This window comes from Kitasatospora sp. NPDC023385 (genome assembly GCF_055664045.1).
In genome coordinates this window covers 1-16,729 of the sequence record NZ_JBVOOL010000048.1, presented here as the reverse complement: position 1 = coordinate 16,729, position 16,729 = coordinate 1, and the positions used below count along the sequence as shown (strand labels likewise).

The 16,729-nt window shown below is 72.1% G+C and carries 17 protein-coding genes; 10 read left to right on the top strand and 7 right to left on the bottom strand.

Going from position 1 to position 16,729, the window contains the following annotated elements; all coding sequences use genetic code 11:
• The first annotated feature begins 44 nt into the window (after positions 1 to 44).
• Positions 45 to 314, top strand: a complete 270-nt coding sequence (locus AC0B61_RS35740) for a DUF1876 domain-containing protein (RefSeq protein ID WP_471746498.1) — start codon at positions 45 to 47, stop codon at positions 312 to 314.
• Positions 311 to 505: a hypothetical protein gene (locus AC0B61_RS35735; RefSeq protein ID WP_471746496.1), complete on the top strand. Its 195-nt coding sequence runs from the start codon at positions 311 to 313 to the stop codon at positions 503 to 505. The genes AC0B61_RS35740 and AC0B61_RS35735 overlap by 4 nt, the downstream gene beginning before the upstream one ends.
• A gap of 209 nt (positions 506 to 714) precedes the next feature.
• Here the strand turns inward: AC0B61_RS35735 and AC0B61_RS35730 are convergent, their stop codons facing one another.
• From AC0B61_RS35730 to AC0B61_RS35715, 4 genes are all read right to left on the bottom strand, one after another.
• Positions 715 to 1,155 (bottom strand): PPOX class F420-dependent oxidoreductase, encoded by a 441-nt coding sequence (locus AC0B61_RS35730; protein ID WP_471746494.1) that lies wholly within the window; start codon positions 1,153 to 1,155, stop codon positions 715 to 717.
• Between the two features lie 42 nt (positions 1,156 to 1,197).
• Positions 1,198 to 2,808, bottom strand: coding sequence for a cytochrome bc1 complex cytochrome b subunit (gene qcrB / locus AC0B61_RS35725; RefSeq protein ID WP_471746492.1), 1,611 nt, complete (start codon positions 2,806 to 2,808; stop codon positions 1,198 to 1,200).
• A gap of 235 nt (positions 2,809 to 3,043) precedes the next feature.
• Complete coding sequence (locus tag AC0B61_RS35720) at positions 3,044 to 4,576, bottom strand: MFS transporter (RefSeq protein ID WP_471746490.1); 1,533 nt, start codon at positions 4,574 to 4,576, stop codon at positions 3,044 to 3,046.
• Between the two features lie 265 nt (positions 4,577 to 4,841).
• Positions 4,842 to 5,522, bottom strand: coding sequence for a TetR/AcrR family transcriptional regulator (locus AC0B61_RS35715; protein ID WP_471746488.1), 681 nt, complete (start codon positions 5,520 to 5,522; stop codon positions 4,842 to 4,844).
• Between the two features lie 373 nt (positions 5,523 to 5,895).
• Here AC0B61_RS35715 and AC0B61_RS35710 point away from each other — a divergent pair, with 373 nt between their 5' ends.
• Entirely contained in the window at positions 5,896 to 6,648 is a 753-nt protein-coding gene (locus AC0B61_RS35710; RefSeq protein ID WP_471746486.1) for a VOC family protein, read from the top strand.
• Here AC0B61_RS35710 and AC0B61_RS35705 read toward each other — a convergent pair.
• On the bottom strand, positions 6,632 to 7,108 hold the full coding sequence (locus AC0B61_RS35705; RefSeq protein WP_471746485.1) for a hemerythrin domain-containing protein: 477 nt from the start codon (positions 7,106 to 7,108) through the stop codon (positions 6,632 to 6,634). The genes AC0B61_RS35710 and AC0B61_RS35705 overlap by 17 nt on opposite strands.
• Positions 7,109 to 7,209: 101 nt before the next feature.
• Positions 7,210 to 7,806 carry a TIGR03086 family metal-binding protein gene (locus tag AC0B61_RS35700; protein ID WP_471746483.1) on the bottom strand — a complete coding sequence of 199 codons (597 nt, stop codon included), beginning with the start codon at positions 7,804 to 7,806 and terminating at the stop codon, positions 7,210 to 7,212.
• A gap of 223 nt (positions 7,807 to 8,029) precedes the next feature.
• On the opposite strand from AC0B61_RS35700, the gene AC0B61_RS35695 reads away from it, so the two are divergent.
• Together AC0B61_RS35695 and AC0B61_RS35690 are read left to right on the top strand one after the other, a co-directional pair.
• Entirely contained in the window at positions 8,030 to 8,599 is a 570-nt protein-coding gene (locus AC0B61_RS35695) for a DoxX family protein (protein ID WP_471746481.1), read from the top strand.
• Between the two features lie 252 nt (positions 8,600 to 8,851).
• Positions 8,852 to 11,134 (top strand): M9 family metallopeptidase, encoded by a 2,283-nt coding sequence (locus AC0B61_RS35690; RefSeq protein ID WP_471746479.1) that lies wholly within the window; start codon positions 8,852 to 8,854, stop codon positions 11,132 to 11,134.
• Between the two features lie 82 nt (positions 11,135 to 11,216).
• On the opposite strand, the gene AC0B61_RS35685 is transcribed toward AC0B61_RS35690, so the two are convergent.
• Positions 11,217 to 11,978: a PP2C family protein-serine/threonine phosphatase gene (locus tag AC0B61_RS35685; RefSeq protein ID WP_471746477.1), complete on the bottom strand. Its 762-nt coding sequence runs from the start codon at positions 11,976 to 11,978 to the stop codon at positions 11,217 to 11,219.
• Between the two features lie 126 nt (positions 11,979 to 12,104).
• Between AC0B61_RS35685 and AC0B61_RS35680 the strand changes: the two genes are divergently transcribed.
• From AC0B61_RS35680 to AC0B61_RS35660, 5 genes are all read left to right on the top strand, one after another.
• Positions 12,105 to 13,220 carry an LLM class flavin-dependent oxidoreductase gene (locus tag AC0B61_RS35680; RefSeq protein ID WP_471746475.1) on the top strand — a complete coding sequence of 372 codons (1,116 nt, stop codon included), beginning with the start codon at positions 12,105 to 12,107 and terminating at the stop codon, positions 13,218 to 13,220.
• Positions 13,217 to 13,849: an FMN reductase gene (locus AC0B61_RS35675; protein WP_471746473.1), complete on the top strand. Its 633-nt coding sequence runs from the start codon at positions 13,217 to 13,219 to the stop codon at positions 13,847 to 13,849. The genes AC0B61_RS35680 and AC0B61_RS35675 overlap by 4 nt, the downstream gene beginning before the upstream one ends.
• A gap of 197 nt (positions 13,850 to 14,046) precedes the next feature.
• Positions 14,047 to 15,141, top strand: coding sequence for a Dyp-type peroxidase (locus tag AC0B61_RS35670; protein ID WP_471746471.1), 1,095 nt, complete (start codon positions 14,047 to 14,049; stop codon positions 15,139 to 15,141).
• Positions 15,138 to 15,998 carry a family 1 encapsulin nanocompartment shell protein gene (locus AC0B61_RS35665; RefSeq protein ID WP_471746469.1) on the top strand — a complete coding sequence of 287 codons (861 nt, stop codon included), beginning with the start codon at positions 15,138 to 15,140 and terminating at the stop codon, positions 15,996 to 15,998. Before AC0B61_RS35670 ends, AC0B61_RS35665 begins: the two co-directional genes overlap by 4 nt.
• Before the next feature lie 203 nt (positions 15,999 to 16,201).
• A partial coding sequence (locus tag AC0B61_RS35660; RefSeq protein WP_471746467.1) for an electron transfer flavoprotein subunit beta/FixA family protein occupies positions 16,202 to 16,729 on the top strand: 528 nt, incomplete at its 3' end.

Below are 16,729 nucleotides of genomic sequence, written 5' to 3'. Positions count from 1 at the left end.
GGTGCGGCGCACTCTGGAGGGGTAACCGATGGAGGTGATCCGCCATGCAGACTCTGGTCGGCTGGCACATCGAGATGGAGTTCCGCGAGGACGGCCCGCGGACGAGCGCCGCCGCCCTGCTCCGGCTCGGCGACGGGCGCGAACTGCGGGCCCACGGCTACAGCAGTCGCCACCCCTCCGACCCGGAACAGCTACGGGTCGGCGAGGAGGTCGCGGGGGCCCGGGCGCTCAACGACCTCGCCTCCCAACTGCTCACCAAGGCCCACGGCGAGATCCAGGAGGTCAGCCCGGTCCCGACCCACCCGCTGACGTGACCACCCCGAACGATCGCGCCGGCCAGGAGCCGGCCCGCGCGCGGATCCCGCTGATCTGCCCGCGCTGCGGGCGCGAGCAGCACGTCGTGCCCGGCGGCCCGGAGCGGGCGATCAGGGTCGTCCACGTCGGGACGGGCCGGGAGGCGTGCGAGCCCGGGGATCTGGCACGGGCGCCGGACGACGACTCCTGAGCGGGCCGCCCGGCGCCGAAACGCTGAGCGCAGGCAATACCGGGCGCGGGAAACGCGAACGCCGGGCGCCGGGAATCGCCGGGCGCCGGAAAACGCCGAGCGCCGGGGCCCCGTCCCCGGGCCCCGGCGCTCGACCGGCTTTCTCGGCGCGGCCGCAACGCCCCCGTCCGTTCCGACCGTTCCGACGGTTCAGTCGTCCGCGACCGCCCTCAGTTGACGCAGTACCTGCCCGGTGGCTGCCACTCCGGCCCGACCAGCCGCTGCTCCAGCTCGTTCAGCGTGATCCGGATCCCGACCGTCCCGGCCAGCCCGACCCGGAACCGGCTGCGGGCCAGCGCGATCAGCGCCGTGAGCCCGTACTTGTTGATCAGCGAGGTGCGGTAGCGCGCGGTCGCGTCCGGGTCGCAGAGCCGGGCGCGGGCCGGGAGGCGGCGGCCGGTCGGGCGCCCGTGGGCGTCGCAGGGGCCGATCAGCACCCGGGGGTGGCGGCGGACGCGCTCGGCTTCGTCGGAGTGGGCGGGGGCCCAGACTCCGAGGGCCGTGCCGTCCTGCACGACCCAGAGCTGTGACTCCCGCCGGCTGCCGTCCTCGTCGAAAGTGGTGAGCAGGAGGTATCTGCTGTCGGCGAGCTGGTCGGTTCGGTCGTGCACGATGTCCTCCCTTTGGCGTCGGGGCGGGGCAGTCGGGGCGGGTCAGTGCCCGTGGCCCTGGGTGATCTCGCGGTACTCCTCGGCGGTGGGCTTGGGGATCTGCGCGTGCTCGCCGTGGAATCCGCGGGACAGCCGGGTGCGGGTGCGGGTGAGCGCGCCGGTCGGGCGGGCCACTCCATTCTCGTCCGCGGGGGCGGGCAGGACGAGGGGGCGGGGCTGCTCGTGTGCCGTGAGCCGGTGCCGTTCGGCGGGGCTGAGTCCGGCGTGCACCTCGGTGAACTCGCCGTGCGGCAGGCGCTTGATGACGCCGGTCTCGCGTCCGTGCAGCACCTTCTCGCGGTCCCGGCGCTGCAGGCCGAGGCACCAGCGCTTGGTGACGACGAAGACGGCCACGGGGAGGGCGAAGGCGCCGACGCGCACCGCGTAGGTGATGGCGTTGAGTGACAGGTGCAGGTGGGTGGCGATGAGGTCGTTGCCGCCGCCCGCGAGCATCACCAGGTAGAGGCTGATCCAGGCGGCGCCGAGCGCGGTGCGCACGGGCGCGTTGCGCGGCCGGTCGAGCAGGTGGTGCTCCCGCGTGTCGGCGGTCACCCAGCTCTCCACGAAGGGGTAGACCGCGATGGCGAGGAGGATCACCGGGAACAGCAGGATCGGGATCAGCACCCCGAGGTTGAGGGTGTGCCCCCACAGCCCGATCTCCCAGCCGGGCATCACCCGGACCAGGCCTTCGGCGAAGCCCATGTACCAGTCCGGTTGGGCGTCGGTGGAGACCTGGTCGGGCCGGTACGGTCCGTACGACCAGATCGGGTTGACGGTCGCGATCGCCGACACCAGCGCGATGATGCCGAAGACGAGGAAGAAGAACCCGCCGGCCTTGGCCATGTAGACCGGCATCAGCGGCATGCCGACGACGTTCTTCTCGGTCCTGCCCGGGCCCGCCCACTGGGTGTGCTTGTGGTAGAAGACCAGGATCAGGTGCGCGACCAGCAGACCGAGCATGATGCCGGGGATCAGCAGCACGTGGATGGTGAAGAACCGCGGGATGATGTCGTGCCCCGGGAACTCCCCGCCGAACAGGAACATCTGGACGTACGTGCCGACCAAGGGCACGGCCAGCACCACGCCCTCGATGAACCGGATGCCGGTGCCGGAGAGCAGGTCGTCCGGCAGGGAGTAGCCGAAGAAGCCGTCCATCATGCCGAGGAAGAGCAGCAGGAAGCCGAAGAGCCAGTTGATCTCGCGCGGCTTGCGGAACGCTCCGGTGAAGAACACCCGCATCATGTGGACGAACATGGCTGCGACGAAGACGATCGCCGCCCAGTGGTGGATCTGACGGATCAGCAGCCCGCCGCGCACCTCGAAGCTGATGTCGACCGTGGAGGCGTAGGCCTCCGACATCCCGATGCCCTTGAGCGGCACGTACGAGCCGTCGTAGATGACCTCGCCCATGCTCGGCTTGAAGAACAGCGTCAGCCAGACGCCGGTCAGGATGATGATCAGGAAGGTGTAGAGGCAGATCTCGCCCAGCATGAAGGACCAGTGGTCCGGGAAGATCTTGCGGAGGTTCGCCCTGGCCAGGGTGTAGATCCCCAGCCGGCCGTCCGCCCAGTCGGCGGCCCGCTGCCCCCGTCCTGGGCTCTGATTCCGGGTCATGTCGCACGCACCTCGGTCCGAAGGAAGCGGGGAGAGGTCCCCGATTCGCACTGGAGCCCACCTTAAACGGGGGGTCATCCCCACTTCCACCCCGGGGGTCAGGTCGAAGCCGCAGTCGGGGCCATGCCCGGGGCCGCACCCGGGGGCCGCACCCGCGGCGGAAACGCCGAGCGGCCCGCCCGGTGCCGTGAGACACCGGACGGGCCGCGTACGCACCCGAGTGAACCCCTGGGCGTCAGTGCACCAGCACCGGCACCTCGTCGCTCTTCGCCGCACCCGCACCGGCGCCCGCACCCGACGCGTCCGGCCGGCCGGCGGTGATGAAGGTGAACGCCACCGTGGCGGCCGCCACCAGGATCCCGAAGGACACCCAGATCGCGGTCGAGAAGCCGTGCACCATGCCCTGGAACTGCAGCACCTTGGCGGCCTCCGGGGAGGCGGCGGCCGCGCCGGTGACGTGCGAGGCCAGCCAGGTGGTGGTCGCGCTGGCCGCGATGGTGTTCAGCAGCGCGGTGCCGATGGCGCCGCCGACCTGCTGCGAGGTGTTGACCATCGCGGAGGCCACACCGGCGTCGCGCGGCTGGACGCCGTACGTCGCCAGGCTCATGGCCGGCATGAACGCCGTGCCCATGCCGAGGCCCATCAGGACCAGGCCGGGCAGGATCAGCGCCGGGTACGAGGTGTCCAGGCCGATGTGGGTCAGCAGGAACATGCCGACCGAGGCGGTCAGGAAGCCGGGCGCCATCAGGTAGCGCGCCGGGACGCGGGTCATCAGCCGGGCGCCGATCTGGGTCGAGCCGGTGATCATGCCCGCCACCATCGGCAGGAACGCGACGCCGGTCAGCACCGGGCTGTAGCCGCGCACGACCTGCAGGTAGTAGGTCAGGAAGAGGAACAGGCCGAACATGCCGATCACGGCCATGCCCAGCGACAGGTACACCCCGCCGCGGTTGCGGTTCAGCACCACGCGCAGCGGCAGCAGCGGGGCCTTGACCCTCTGCTCCACCAGGACGAAGGCGCCCAGCAGCACGACGGCGGCGGCGAACAGGCCCAGGGTGCTGCCGGCCGTCCAGCCGGAGGACTCGGCCCGGGTGAAGCCGTACACCAGCGAGACCAGGCCGGTGGTCACCAGCAGCACGCCGGGGACGTCCAGCTTGTTGCGGTTGCGGCCCCCGGCGGGCTCGCGGATCACCAGGACGGCGCCCACGGCGGCCAGGATGGCGAACGGGATGTTGACGAAGAAGGTCCAGCGCCAGTTCATGTACTCGGTCAGCAGGCCGCCGAGGATCAGACCGATGGCGCCACCGCCACCGGCGATCGCACCGTAGATGCCGAAGGCCTTGGCGCGCTCCTTGGCCTCGGTGAAGGTCACCGCCAGCAGCGACAGCGCGGCCGGGGCGAGCAGCGCGCCGAACACGCCCTGCAGGGCGCGGGAACCGAGCAGCATCGCGGTGTTGGCCGCGGCGCCACCGAGCGCGGAGGCCAGGGCGAAGCCGGTCAGGCCGACGATGAAGGTCCGCTTGCGGCCCCAGAGGTCCGCGATCCGGCCGCCGAACAGCAGCAGGCCGCCGAAGGCCAGCGCGTAGGCGGTGATCACCCACTGGCGGTTGCCGTCGGAGATGCCCAGGTCGCGCTGGGCGGACGGCAGGGCGATGTTCACGATGGTCGCGTCGAGGACGACCATCAGCTGGGCGAGGCCGATGAATATCAGCGCCTTCCAGCGCCGGGGGTCGGGCAGTGTCGCCGGTCGGGCGTCGGTTTGGGACATGGGGGTACTCACTTCACGGTGCGTGGTGTGCGTGAACGGTCGACTGCCGTACGGGAACGGCAGGTTGCCGTACGGTGAAAGGTGCTCGAAAAGCTCTGGGACGGCGTGCGGCGTGCGGAGGCGTGCCCTGCCGGGGCGACGCCGGTCAGGCGTGGCGCTCGCTCGGGATGCCGGTCGGATCGTGCTGCGGTGCTCGGGTCTGCTGTGGTGCTCGTCTGCTGCGGTGCTCGTCTGTCGTGGTGCTCGGATCGGGTCTGGTGCTCGGTCAGTTCTGGGTCAGGAAGTCCTCGAAGGTCGCGGCCCGGCCCGGCAGGACCGAACGGGCCGGCGCGCGCAGGCCGTCCAGGAACAGCTGCAGGTGCCGGTGGACGAACTCGTCCAGCACCCGGCACGAAGTGCCCGGCAGCGGCCGCGTCAGTTGGCTCATCGCGATGAACAGGTCGCCGTGGTCGGCGTCCGGCCGCAGTTCGCCCGCGGCCCGGGCGCGCTCCATCAGCCCGCTCACGGCGGACCGCAGGCGCTCCCGGATCTCGGTCAACTCGGGGTCGAGCGGGTCGACATGGCTGGTGAACAGCGCGCAGAGACCGCCGACCTTCTCCGCGACGGTCGCGTGCGCGAACCGCTGCAGAGCGTCGAACGGGCCACCGCCGTCAGCGGCGTCCGCCTCCGCCGTCGCCGTCTCGGCGAGGGCCAGGATGCGGTTCTTGACGAGCAGGGCCACCTCGCGGATCAGCGCCATCCGGTCCGGGAAGTTCCGGTACAGGGTGGCATTGCCGACCCCCGCCCGCTTCGCGATCTCGTCCAGCGGCGCATCCGCACCGTGCTCGACGAACGCGTCCCGGGCCGCCAGCACGATCCGCTCCCGGTTCCGGCTCGCGTCCGCACGCAACTTCGGCGTACGGACACTCCCCACGGGGTGGACCGACTCAGCGGTGGCGGTGGTCACGACGACTGCTCCTTCAGGATACCGGGGAAGTTCTCCCCGCTTCTTCCAACGTACTCGGAAACGGGGAATCCGTCCCCGGAATTTCCCAGCGCAGTGTGACCTGCGCCACACGGACCCTCCTGCAGCGGCGAGCGCCCCCTTCGGCAGGACCGTCCGTCTCCCCGAGCCGGTGGGCATCTCCCTGGACGCACCGAGCCGCTGAAGAACTGGGTGCGCTGATCCCGGGCATGGCTTCCCGGGGGTGTCCGCGGTGGCGGCCTAGGCTGTGGGCGTTCCGGGCGGCCGGTGGGCCGTGGGAGTCGGGAGGGGCCCGGCGGCCGGGTGGGCGAGGAGGTCCGCGATGGGCAGCGGTGAGACCGCCAAAGTGCGTTGCGTGGCGGCCGTTCCGTGCTGGGTGAGCCTGACGGCCGGGGACCTGGAGGGGGCCAAGGGGTTCTACGGGCCGCTGCTCGGCTGGGAGTTCGAGCCCAGGCCGGACCGCTTCGGGCCGTACGTGCACGCGGTGACCGGAGGGGAGGCGGTGGCCGGGCTGGGCACCACGGGCGGCGGGGCGATCTCGCTCGCGTGGATCAGCTACTTCGGGACGGAGAGCGCCGACGCCGCCGCCGACGCGGTGCGTGAGCGCGGCGCGACCCTGGCCGTCGGCCCGCTCGCCTTCGACGCCGGGCGGGTGGCCTTCGCGGCGGACCCGGCGGGAGCGGTGTTCGGCATCTGGGAGGGCCCGCTGGGCCGGGCCCGGAAGCTGGAGCTGCTCGGCGCGCCGGTCTGGATCGAGCTGCGCACCCCGGACCCGTTCGCGGCGGCGATGTTCTACGGCGAGGTGTTCCGCTGGGACGGCCGTGAACCGGAGCGCTTCGACGTCCGCTGGGAGCACGACCGGGTGGTGCTGCGCGCGGAGGGCAACAGTGTCGCGGCGCTGGCCAAGGAGCTGACGGGCGGCCCGGCGGGGATGCCGCCGCACTGGGAGGTGTCGTTCGCCGTCCCGGACACCGACCGGGCGCTGGCCCGGGCCGTCGAGCTGGGCGGCGCGGCGCTCGGACCGGCCTTCGACTCCCCGTACGGGCGGGTGGCCCGGCTGCGGGACCGCGAGGGCGCCCGGTTCGCGGTGATCAGTCCGCAGGGCTGACCGGGGGGTAGGGGCCGAGTTCCGCACGCTCCGCGCGCAGCCGGTCGCCGAGCGCGGTGCGGGCGGCGGCGGGCAGGGCCTTGCGGGCGGCGGGGAAGAGCTGTTGCTCCTCGCCGCGCAGGTGTCGACGCAGGGTGTCGGCGAGGCCGCGCAGCAGGGTGTCGAAGGCCGGGTCGGCGGGCTGCAGGGCTTGCAGGTCGGCGAGGTACTGTCCGATCGCCAGGTGGTCGTGGATGCTGCCGAACACCAGTGCCCCGCCGTCGGGCACGTCGTGCTGCACGACGGGGAAGAGGTGTTCCTCCTCGGCGGCGCAGTGGGCGAACAGCAGGTCGGTCAGCCGGGTCACCAGGTCGCCGCGCTCGGTGCTGCCGGCCGGCGCGGCTTCGATGGCGTCGAGCAGTTCGGTGACCGCCCGGTGGTCGGCGGTGAATTCGCCGAGGATGTCCGGCCTGCGGCTCATGGTGCCCGCCTCTCGCACGGATGACTCCCCCGTACCTTCCAGTATCCGGCGTCGGACCGCTCACCGGCGCGAGCCCGCCGCTCACCTGGGCGAGCCCGCCCTCACCCTGCGTCCCGCCGCCCGGTGAGGGCGAGCAGCCGGGTCTGCGGGGGCGCGTCCTCGGCCACCGGCAGCGGCGGGTCGAAGATCCCGCTGCCGGAGAGGTCGCCGTAGCCGCTGATCTCGCCGAGCGCGAAGTCGACGAGGGCGGCGGGGAGCCGGGTGCGCCGTCCGATGCCCTGGGCGAGGTCCCAGCTGTGGATGACGAGGTCGGTGGTGAGCTGGTCCAGGTAGTACTGGCCGGAGACGTCGCCGAAGGAGAGGTGGACGGTCAGCTCGGTGGCGCCGGGGACGGCCCAGGCCTCGCGGGCGTGCTCGGCGGCGTCGGCCCAGGCGGCGACCGGGTCCGCGCCGAGTACGTCGCCGTCGAAGCGGCTGCCGACCTCGCTGATGGTGGCGCCCATCAGCAGTTCGGGCACCCAGAGCTGTTCGCCGGTGAGGTGGTTGACCAGGTCGCGGACGGACCAGTCGGTGCACGGGGTGGGGGAGTCCCACTGCTCGGGGGTGATCAGCCGGACGCGTTCGCCGAAGGCGGCCAGGGCTTCGGGGTACGGGGTGCCGGTGCGCGTCGCCCGCTGGTGTTGCCTGCGTTGAGCCATGTTCCCACCCTGCCCCAGCTCGGACGGGGGCCGCGAGTTGCGCACGAACCGTCAGTTGTTCAAATTCGAACTCCAGGGTACGGTCGGATCAGCGGCCTGTTCAACGTTGAACAATGATGTCAGGATCATGACCCTCTTCGTGACCCATCCGTGCCGCTTCGCCACGCACCGTTCACGTCGGCTCCGGTCGACGACGGCCGACCTTCGATCGATGGAGACGCGCATGCCGAGCAGCAGCCCGAGCACGACCGCCGCCACCAGTCCCACCGTCCGCTCGTCCGGGGAGACCTCCGGGCTCGCGGCCTCCCCGCACGCCTATGACGCCGGACTCCTCGTTCTGCGCCTGGCCCTCGGCCTGACCATGGCCGTCCACGGCAGCCAGAAGCTGTTCGGCTGGTTCGGCGGCGGCGGGATCGACGGCACCGGCCACTTCTTCACCATGAGCGGCTACCCGGCCGGGAACACGATGGCCGTGGTGGCCGGCCTCACCGAGACGCTGGGCGGACTCGCCCTCGCCGTGGGCCTGTTGACCCCGCTGGCGGGCGCCGCGGTCGTCGGCACGATGGTCAACGCGATCGCGGTCACCTGGGACGGCGGCTTCTTCGCCCCGAAGGGCTTCGAGTACGCGCTGCTGCTGGCGGCCGGCGCGGCCGCGCTCGCGCTGACCGGCCCGGGCCGCTACGCGGTGGATCGCTTCCTGCCGGTGGTGCGGGCGCACCGGCTGGCGTACGGCGCGGCGGCCGTCGTGCTCGGCCTCGTGACGGCGGGCGCGACCCTGCTGCTGCGCAAGTAGCGCGCCCTGGTAGACAACTCGCTTCGGCGGAGGCCGTGGTGACGAATCGTCACCATGGCCTCTCCGCGTTTTCCCCGCGAATCGCGCACGGCAGCGAGGGTTCCCAAGGCCATGTGATGTGTGCCATGGTACATGTCACACTCCCCACCGTGTCCCGGCGAACCGCCCCACGCGGCCCGCCGCCCAACGGTCCTCGATCCCCCACCGGCCGCGCCCCCAACCCGCGGCCGACGACGGCCCGGAGGCCCCCACGTGAGTCCCGCACGTCTGCTGCGACTCCCGCAGCTGGCACGATTGTTGACGCTCGTCCTGTCCGTGTTCCTGGCGGCCGGCCTCTTCGCCCCGCAGAGCCAGGCAGCCCCCGCCGCCGCCCCCGGTGGCGCCCCCGCCCCCGCCACGCCGGCCGGGCCGGCCCCGCAGCCCGCCACCGGCACCCCCGAACGCGCCGACGGCGAGCGGCAGTTCGCCTCCGCGGACCAGCGGGCCCCGATCTCGCTGGACACCCGCCCGGCCGAGGCCCGGCCGACCGCCAAGTCCCTCCGTCCCGGCGCGACCGCCGGACAGCCCTGCACCACCGGCGACTTCACCGGCCGGACCGGCAGCGACCTGGTCCAGCACATCAAGGCCGCCGACGTCCAGTGCATCAACACCCTCTTCCAGCTCACCGGCGCCGACGCGCGGGGCGCGTTCCGCGAGGAGCAGATGACCACCGTGGCGTACGCGCTGCGCGACGCGGCGGGCAGCTACCCGGGTGACGACTCCACCTCCGTCGAGCAGTTGGTGCTCTACCTGCGCGCGGGCTACTTCGCGCAGTGGTACCACAAGGACGACGTCGGCCCGTACGGCGCCACCCTGCAGACCGCGATCCGCTCCGGGCTGGACGCGTTCTTCGGCAGCGCGCACTCGCACGACGTCGTCGCGGGCAACGCGACCATCCTGGGCGAGACCGTCACCCTGATCGACAGCGCGCAGGAGAACGTCCGCTACCTGCCGGTGGTCAAGCGGCTGCTGACCGACTACAACAGCGCCACCTGGAACCCGGCCGGCATGGCCTGGTCGGTCAACCCGGTGTTCACCGTGCTGTTCCGCGGCCACCAGGTGCCCGGCTTCGACGCGGCCGTCGAGGCCGACCCCAGCGTGCTGGACACCCTCTCCGGTTTCGCGACCCGCAACAACGACCAACTCGGCGGCGAGTTCGGCGTCCTGGTCTACAACGCGACCAAGGAGCTGGGCCGCTTCCTGAAGGACCCGGCGCTCCAGGCCAAGGTCCGCCCGCTCGCCAAGGCGCTGGCCGAGAAGGCCGCCCCGAACGGCCGCACCGTCTTCCAGTGGGCCGCGGTCGCCGAGGCGGTCGGCTACTACGACGCCGGCAACTGCTCGTACTACGGCACCTGCAACGCCTCCGACCAGCTCAAGGCCGGTGTGCTGACGGTGCACTCCACCTGCAGCGCCAGCATCAAGCTGATCGCCCAGGCGCTGGACAGCACCCAACTGGGCACCGCCTGCACCAGCCTGACCGGCCAGGACGCCTTCTTCCACTCGGTGGTCAAGGACAACGGCCCGGTCAAGGACGACGGGAACAACACGATCGAGGTCGTGGTCTTCCACTCCTCGCTCGACTACCAGGTGCTGGCCGCCGCGATCTACGGCATCGACACCAACAACGGCGGCATGTACCTGGAGGGCGACCCGGCCGCGGTCGGCAACCAGCCGCGCTTCCTCTGCTACGAGGCCGAGTGGGCCCGCCCGTCCTTCGAGATCTGGAACCTCAACCACGAGTACACCCACTACCTCGACGGCCGGTTCGACATGTACGGCGACTTCAACGCCGGCATGACCACCCCGACCGTCTGGTGGGTCGAGGGCTTCGCCGAGTACGTCTCCTACTCGTACCGGAAGGTGAGCAACGACGCCGCCATCGCGGCCGCCGGGCGGCACACCTACAAGCTGAGCGACCTCTTCGACACCGTCTACGGTGACCAGGACCGCGTCTACCGCTGGGGCTACCTCGCCGTCCGCTACATGCTGGAGCAGCACCGCTCCGACATGGACGCGATCCTCGCCAAGTACCGGGTGGGCGACTGGGCCGGCGCGCGCACCCTGCTGAAGACGACCATCGGCACCCGGTACGACGCCGACTTCGACAGCTGGCTGACGAAGTGCGCGAACGGCGCCTGTGCCACCGGCCCGATCGTCCCGCAGGTGCCGGAGTGCACCGCCGCCGACACCCGGCAGCTGGACGCCGGCTGCGGCCGCAGCAACGTCGCGGCCGCCACGGGCAACTACGCGCACTTCTACCTCCTGGTGCCGGCGGGCACCAAGCAGGTGAAGATCACCTCCAGTGGCGGCACCGGCAACGGCGACCTCTACTACAACCCGACCGGCTGGGCGTACACCGGCGCGAACGCGGCGCGCTCGACCGGCCCGGACAACGCGGAGACGCTGACCGTGACCGACCCGCCGGCCGGCTACGTCTACTTCAGCCTCTACGCCCAGCAGGGCTTCAACGGGGTGAGCGTCACGAGCGAGATGTGAGCCGAACGCGGCGAACGGACAGGTGACCGCCCCGGCGGAGCGCTTCGGCGCCCCGCCGGGGCGGGTCCGTACGCCGTCGCGGTCACGTCCCGATCCGCACCAGCGCAAGGGTGATGTTGTCCGGCCCGCCCGCCTCGATCGCCGCCCGCCACAGCTCGAACGCGGCCTTGCCGTCGGACCGCTCGGCCCCTTCGTACGGCCGGGCCAGCAGTTCGGCCAGCTCCTCCTCCGGCACCGGGTCGGTCAGGCCGTCGCTGCACACCAGGTACCGGTCGCCGGCGGCCAGCGGGGCGGCCCGGACGTGCGGTTCGACGAAGGTGAGGCCCAGCGAGCCGCCCAGGGTCTGGGTGACCACCGAGGTGGTGCGCTGACCGGGCGGCAGCGGCGGGCTGTCGTCCACGCTCACCCGGCTCAGCCCGTCCCCGGTGATCCGGTAGACCCGGCTGTCGCCGACGTTGAAGGCCAGCGCCCGCTCGGGCAGCAGCACCAGCCCGGCGACGGTGGTGCCCATCGCGGCGAGCTCCGGCTCCCCGGCGGCGGCCGCGTAGACGGCCCGGTTGCACTCCTGCAGTTCCTCCCGGACGGTCTCCTCGTCGTCCAGCGCGCCGCCGTCGGCGGCGAGCCGGCGGGCCACCAGGGCACTGGCCACCTCGCCGCCGGGGTGGCCGCCGAGGCCGTCGGCGATCGCGACCACGCAGGGCGGGCCGAGCGGGAAGAGCAGGGTCTGCGGGTTGGCGGTCACCGTGGCGCAGAGGGTCCACGGACCGGCCGTGAGGCTGTCCTCGTTGTGCTCCCGCACCAGGCCCTCGTGGCTCAGCGCGCTCACCGCGATGTACTGCGCCATCGTCCGCCGCCCTTCCGGAGCCCCCTCGTCGTCGATGTCCCGTCTTCCATTGTCGGTGGGAATAACCATCCCCACCCGGCTGCTAAGGTGGTTGAAAGTTGGACTACCTGGGATCTGGTGAGCAGCATGCAGTTCGGAATCTTCGCCGTCGGCGACGTGACGACCGACCCCACCACCGGCCGCACCCCGAGCGAGCACGAGCGGATCAAGGCCATGGTGGCCATCGCCCGCAAGGCCGAGGAGGTCGGCCTGGACGTCTTCGCGACCGGCGAGCACCACAACCGGCCGTTCGTCCCGTCCTCGCCGACGACCATGCTCGGCTACATCGCCGCGCAGACCGACCGCATCATCCTCTCCACCTCGACCACCCTGATCACCACCAACGACCCGGTGAAGATCGCCGAGGACTACGCCATGCTGCAGCACCTCGCCGAGGGCCGGGTGGACCTGATGATGGGCCGCGGCAACACCGGCCCGGTCTACCCGTGGTTCGGCAAGGACATCCGCCAGGGCATCCCGCTCGCGATCGAGAACTACGCGCTGCTGCACCAGCTGTGGCGCGAGGACGTGGTGGACTGGGAGGGCCGCTTCCGCACCCCGCTGCAGGGCTTCACCTCCACCCCGCGCCCGCTGGACGACGTCCCGCCGTTCGTCTGGCACGGCTCGATCCGAAGCCCCGAGATCGCCGAACAGGCCGCCTACTACGGGGACGGCTTCTTCGCGAACAACATCTTCTGGCCCAAGGAGCACTTCCGGAAGCTGGTCGACCTCTACCGCGAGCGCTACGCCCACTACGGCCACGGCACGCCCGAGCAGGCGATCGTCGGCCTCGGCGGGCAGGTGTTCATGCGGAAGAACTCCCAGGACGCGGTGCGCGAGTTCCGCCCGTACTTCGACAACGCGCCGGTCTACGGGCACGGGCCCTCGCTGGAGGAGTTCACCGAGCAGACCCCGTTGACCGTCGGCAGCCCGCAGGAGGTCATCGAGAAGACCCTGGCCTTCCGCGAGACCTTCGGCGACTACCAGCGCCAGCTGTTCCTGATGGACCACGCCGGCCTGCCGCTGACGACGGTCCTGGAGCAGCTCGACCTGCTCGGCGAGGAGGTCGTGCCCGTGCTGCGCGCGGAGTTCGCCAAGGGCCGTCCGGCCGACGTGCCGGCCGGGCCGACCCACACCGCGCTGGTCGCGGCCCGGGACGCCAACGAGACGACGAACGAGACGAAGGCGGAGGTGGCCAAGTGACCGCGTACAAGCTGGCGGTGGTGAGCGCCGGACTGAGCAAGCCGTCCTCGACGCGCCTGCTGGCGGACCGGCTCGCCGAGTCGGCCCTGCGCCGACTCGCCCTCGAAGGGCGGGAGGTGGAGGTCACCGTGGTCGAACTGCGGGACCTCGCCGGGGAGATCGCGAACAACTTCGTCACCGGCTTCCCCGGCGCCGCGCTGCGCGAGGCGATCGAGGCGGTGACGGAGGCGGACGCGCTGATCGCGGTGACACCCATCTTCACCGCGTCCTACAGCGGCCTGTTCAAGTCCTTCTTCGACGTGATCGACGACGACGCGCTCACCGGCAAACCGGTGCTGATCGCCGCCACCGGCGGCACCGCCCGGCACTCGCTCGCCCTGGAGCACGCCGTCCGCCCGCTGTTCAGCTACCTGCGGGCGGTGGTCCTGCCGACGGCCGTCTACGCGGCCACCGACGACTGGGGCGCGACGGGCGACGGGCTCACCGACGGGCTGCCGCGCCGGATCGACCGCGCGGCGGGCGAACTGGCGGCCCTTCTGGCCGGCCGGACCGCGGCCGGCCAGGCCGCCCCGGCGGTGCCCGAGCAGGTGGTCCCGTTCGCGGAGCAGCTGGCGGCGCTGCGGGTCTGACCGCACCGTGCCCGCCCCTCGGCGCGCTCCCGGGAGCAGCTGGCGCCGTGCCGGGCACCCCTCGCCCGGGCGTGACCGCCCACCCCAACGGCCCCGTCGGACCACCGTCCGACGGGGCCGTTCGGATGCGCGCCGACCGCGCCGATTCGTCCGCTGTGCGGTGTACTGGCCCGGGTGCCCCGAGGAGGTCCGAAACCATGCAGCCCGAACCCCCGCCCGAACCGCAGGCCGTGCTCTCCCCGCTGACCGGCGCGGCCGTCTTCCTGGTGCTCACCGTCCGACCCGGCGCCGAGGACACCGTCCGGAGCCTGCTGCCCGACCTCGCCGGGCTGCGCCGGTCGGTCGGCTTCCGGGCCCCCGAGGGCGGCCTCACCTGCGTCACCGGCATCGGCTCCGAACTCTGGGACCGCCTCTTCGACGGCCCCCGGCCGGCCTCCCTGCACCCGTTCCAGGAGGTGGCCGGCACCCGGCACCTGGCCCCGCGCACCCCCGGCGACCTGCTGCTCCACCTGCGGGCCGAACGGATGGACCTCTGCTTCGAGCTGGCCGGGCAGCTGACCGAGCGGCTAGCCGGGGCGGCCACCGTGGTCGACTCCGTCCAGGGCTTCCGGTACTTCGACGACCGGGACCTGCTCGGCTTCGTGGACGGCACCGAGAACCCCGAGGGCCGGGCCGCCGTGAGCGCCGCGCTGGTCGGCGCGGAGGACCCGGAGTTCGCCGGCGCCAGCTACGTCGTCGTGCAGAAGTACCTGCACGACCTCGACAAGTGGAACGCGCTCAGCGTGGAGGAGCAGGAGGGCGCGGTCGGCCGCACCAAGCTCACCGACATCGAGCTGGCCGACGAGGTCAAGCCCGCCGACTCGCACGTGGCGCTCACCGTGATCACCGGGCCGGACGGCGAGGAGCAGAAGATCGTCCGCTTCAACATGGCGTTCGGGTCGTTCACCGGCGGCGGTGAGTTCGGCACCTACTTCATCGGCTACGCGCGCGACCCCGGGGTGACCGAGGAGATGCTGCGCAACATGTTCGTCGGCAACCCGCCCGGCACCACGGACCGGCTGCTCGACTTCTCCACCGCCGTCACCGGTTCGCTGTTCTTCGTCCCGACGGCCGACTTCCTCGACTCCCCGCCGCCGGCGCCGGGCGCCGCGGTGCCGGCCGCGTCCGAAGAGCCCGCAGCCTCCGAAGCGTCCGCCGGGTCCGAAGCGCCCGCCGGGTCCGGTCCGGGCGACGGCTCGCTGGGCATCGGCAGCCTCAAGCAGACGACCCCCCGAACAGGATCCCGCGCATGAACAACCTCCACCGGGAGCTCGCCCCCGTCTCCGCCGCCGCCTGGGAGGAGATCGAGGAGGAGGCCCGCCAGACCTTCAAACTGCACCTCGCCGGCCGCCGGGTGGTCGACCTGGACGGCCCCGAGGGCGCCGTCCTCGCCGCCGTCGGCACCGGTCACCTGACCGGCATCGAACCCCCGCTCGACGGCGTCCAGGCGCACGCCCGCGCCGCCCAGCCGGTGGTCGAGCTGCGCGTGCCCTTCACCGTCAGCCGCGCGGCCGTGGACGACGTCGAGCGCGGCTCCCACGACTCCGACTGGCAGCCCGTCAAGGACGCCGCCCGCACCCTCGCCCTCGCCGAGGACCGCGCCGTCTTCGAGGGCTACCGCGCCGCCGCGATCGACGGCATCCGGGCCGCCTCCACCAACCCCCCGGTCCGGCTGCCCGAGGACGTCCGGGAGTACCCCGAGGCGGTCAGCCGCGCCCTCACCGCCCTGCGCCTGGCCGGCGTCGGCGGCCCCTACTCGCTGCTGCTCGGCGCGGCCGCCTTCACCGCCGTCAACGAGACCAGCGACCACGGCTACCCGGTCCACAACCACCTGGCCCGCCTCCTCGACGGCGACATCATCTGGGCCCCCGCCATCGAGGGCGCCTTCCTGCTCTCCACCCGTGGCGGCGACTTCGAGCTCTTCCTGGGCCAGGACGTCTCCGTCGGCTACCTCTCCCACGACGCCGATTCGGTTCGGCTCTACCTCCAGGAGTCCCTCACCTTCCGCGTCTACACGGGAGAGGCCGCCGTCGCCCTGGGCGCCGCGCCGCAGGAGGACGGGCCGCAGGAGGACGGGCCGCGCGCCCGGGGGCACCGGGAAGGGTACTGAGTTCCTTTACGAGGGGTACTGAGTGCCGTATTCTCTCCATGGAGCCTCTGAAGCCAGTCGAAGAGAGCCGCCACGGCATGCCGGTCCAGGTGGCACTTGCGACGCGCGGGTCGCGGCCGGCCCGGGCTTGGCACTCAGTACCCTCGGCAGGATCTGAGGCCATGGATCCGTGCATCCGTGCACCCCTGACAGGAGAACCACTCATGAGCTTGAGGATCGTCGTCTGTGTGAAGTACGTGCCGGATGCGACGGGGGACCGTCGTTTCGAGGACGACCACACCACCGACCGGGAGGGCGTGGACGGCCTGCTGTCGGAGCTGGATGAGTACGGTGTGGAGCAGGCGCTGCGGATCGCGGAGGCGAACGAGGGCGCTGAGGTGACGGTGCTGACGGTCGGGCCGGACGATGCGAAGGACGCGCTGCGCAAGGCGTTGTCGATGGGTGCGGACAAGGCCGTGCACGTGAACGACGACGACATCCACGGTTCGGATGTGATCGGGACGTCGGCGGTGGTGGCGAAGGCGTTGGAGCAGGTCGGGTTCGATCTGGTGATCGGTGGTATGGCGTCGACGGACGGGACGATGGGTGTGCTGCCGGCGTTGCTGGCGGAGCGTCTGGGGGTGCCGCAGGTGACGCTGCTGTCGGAGGTGTCGGTCGAGGGCGGTGTGGTGCGGGGCCGTCGTGACGGTGACGCGGCGACGGAGCTGGTCGAGGCGGCGCTGCCGGCGGTG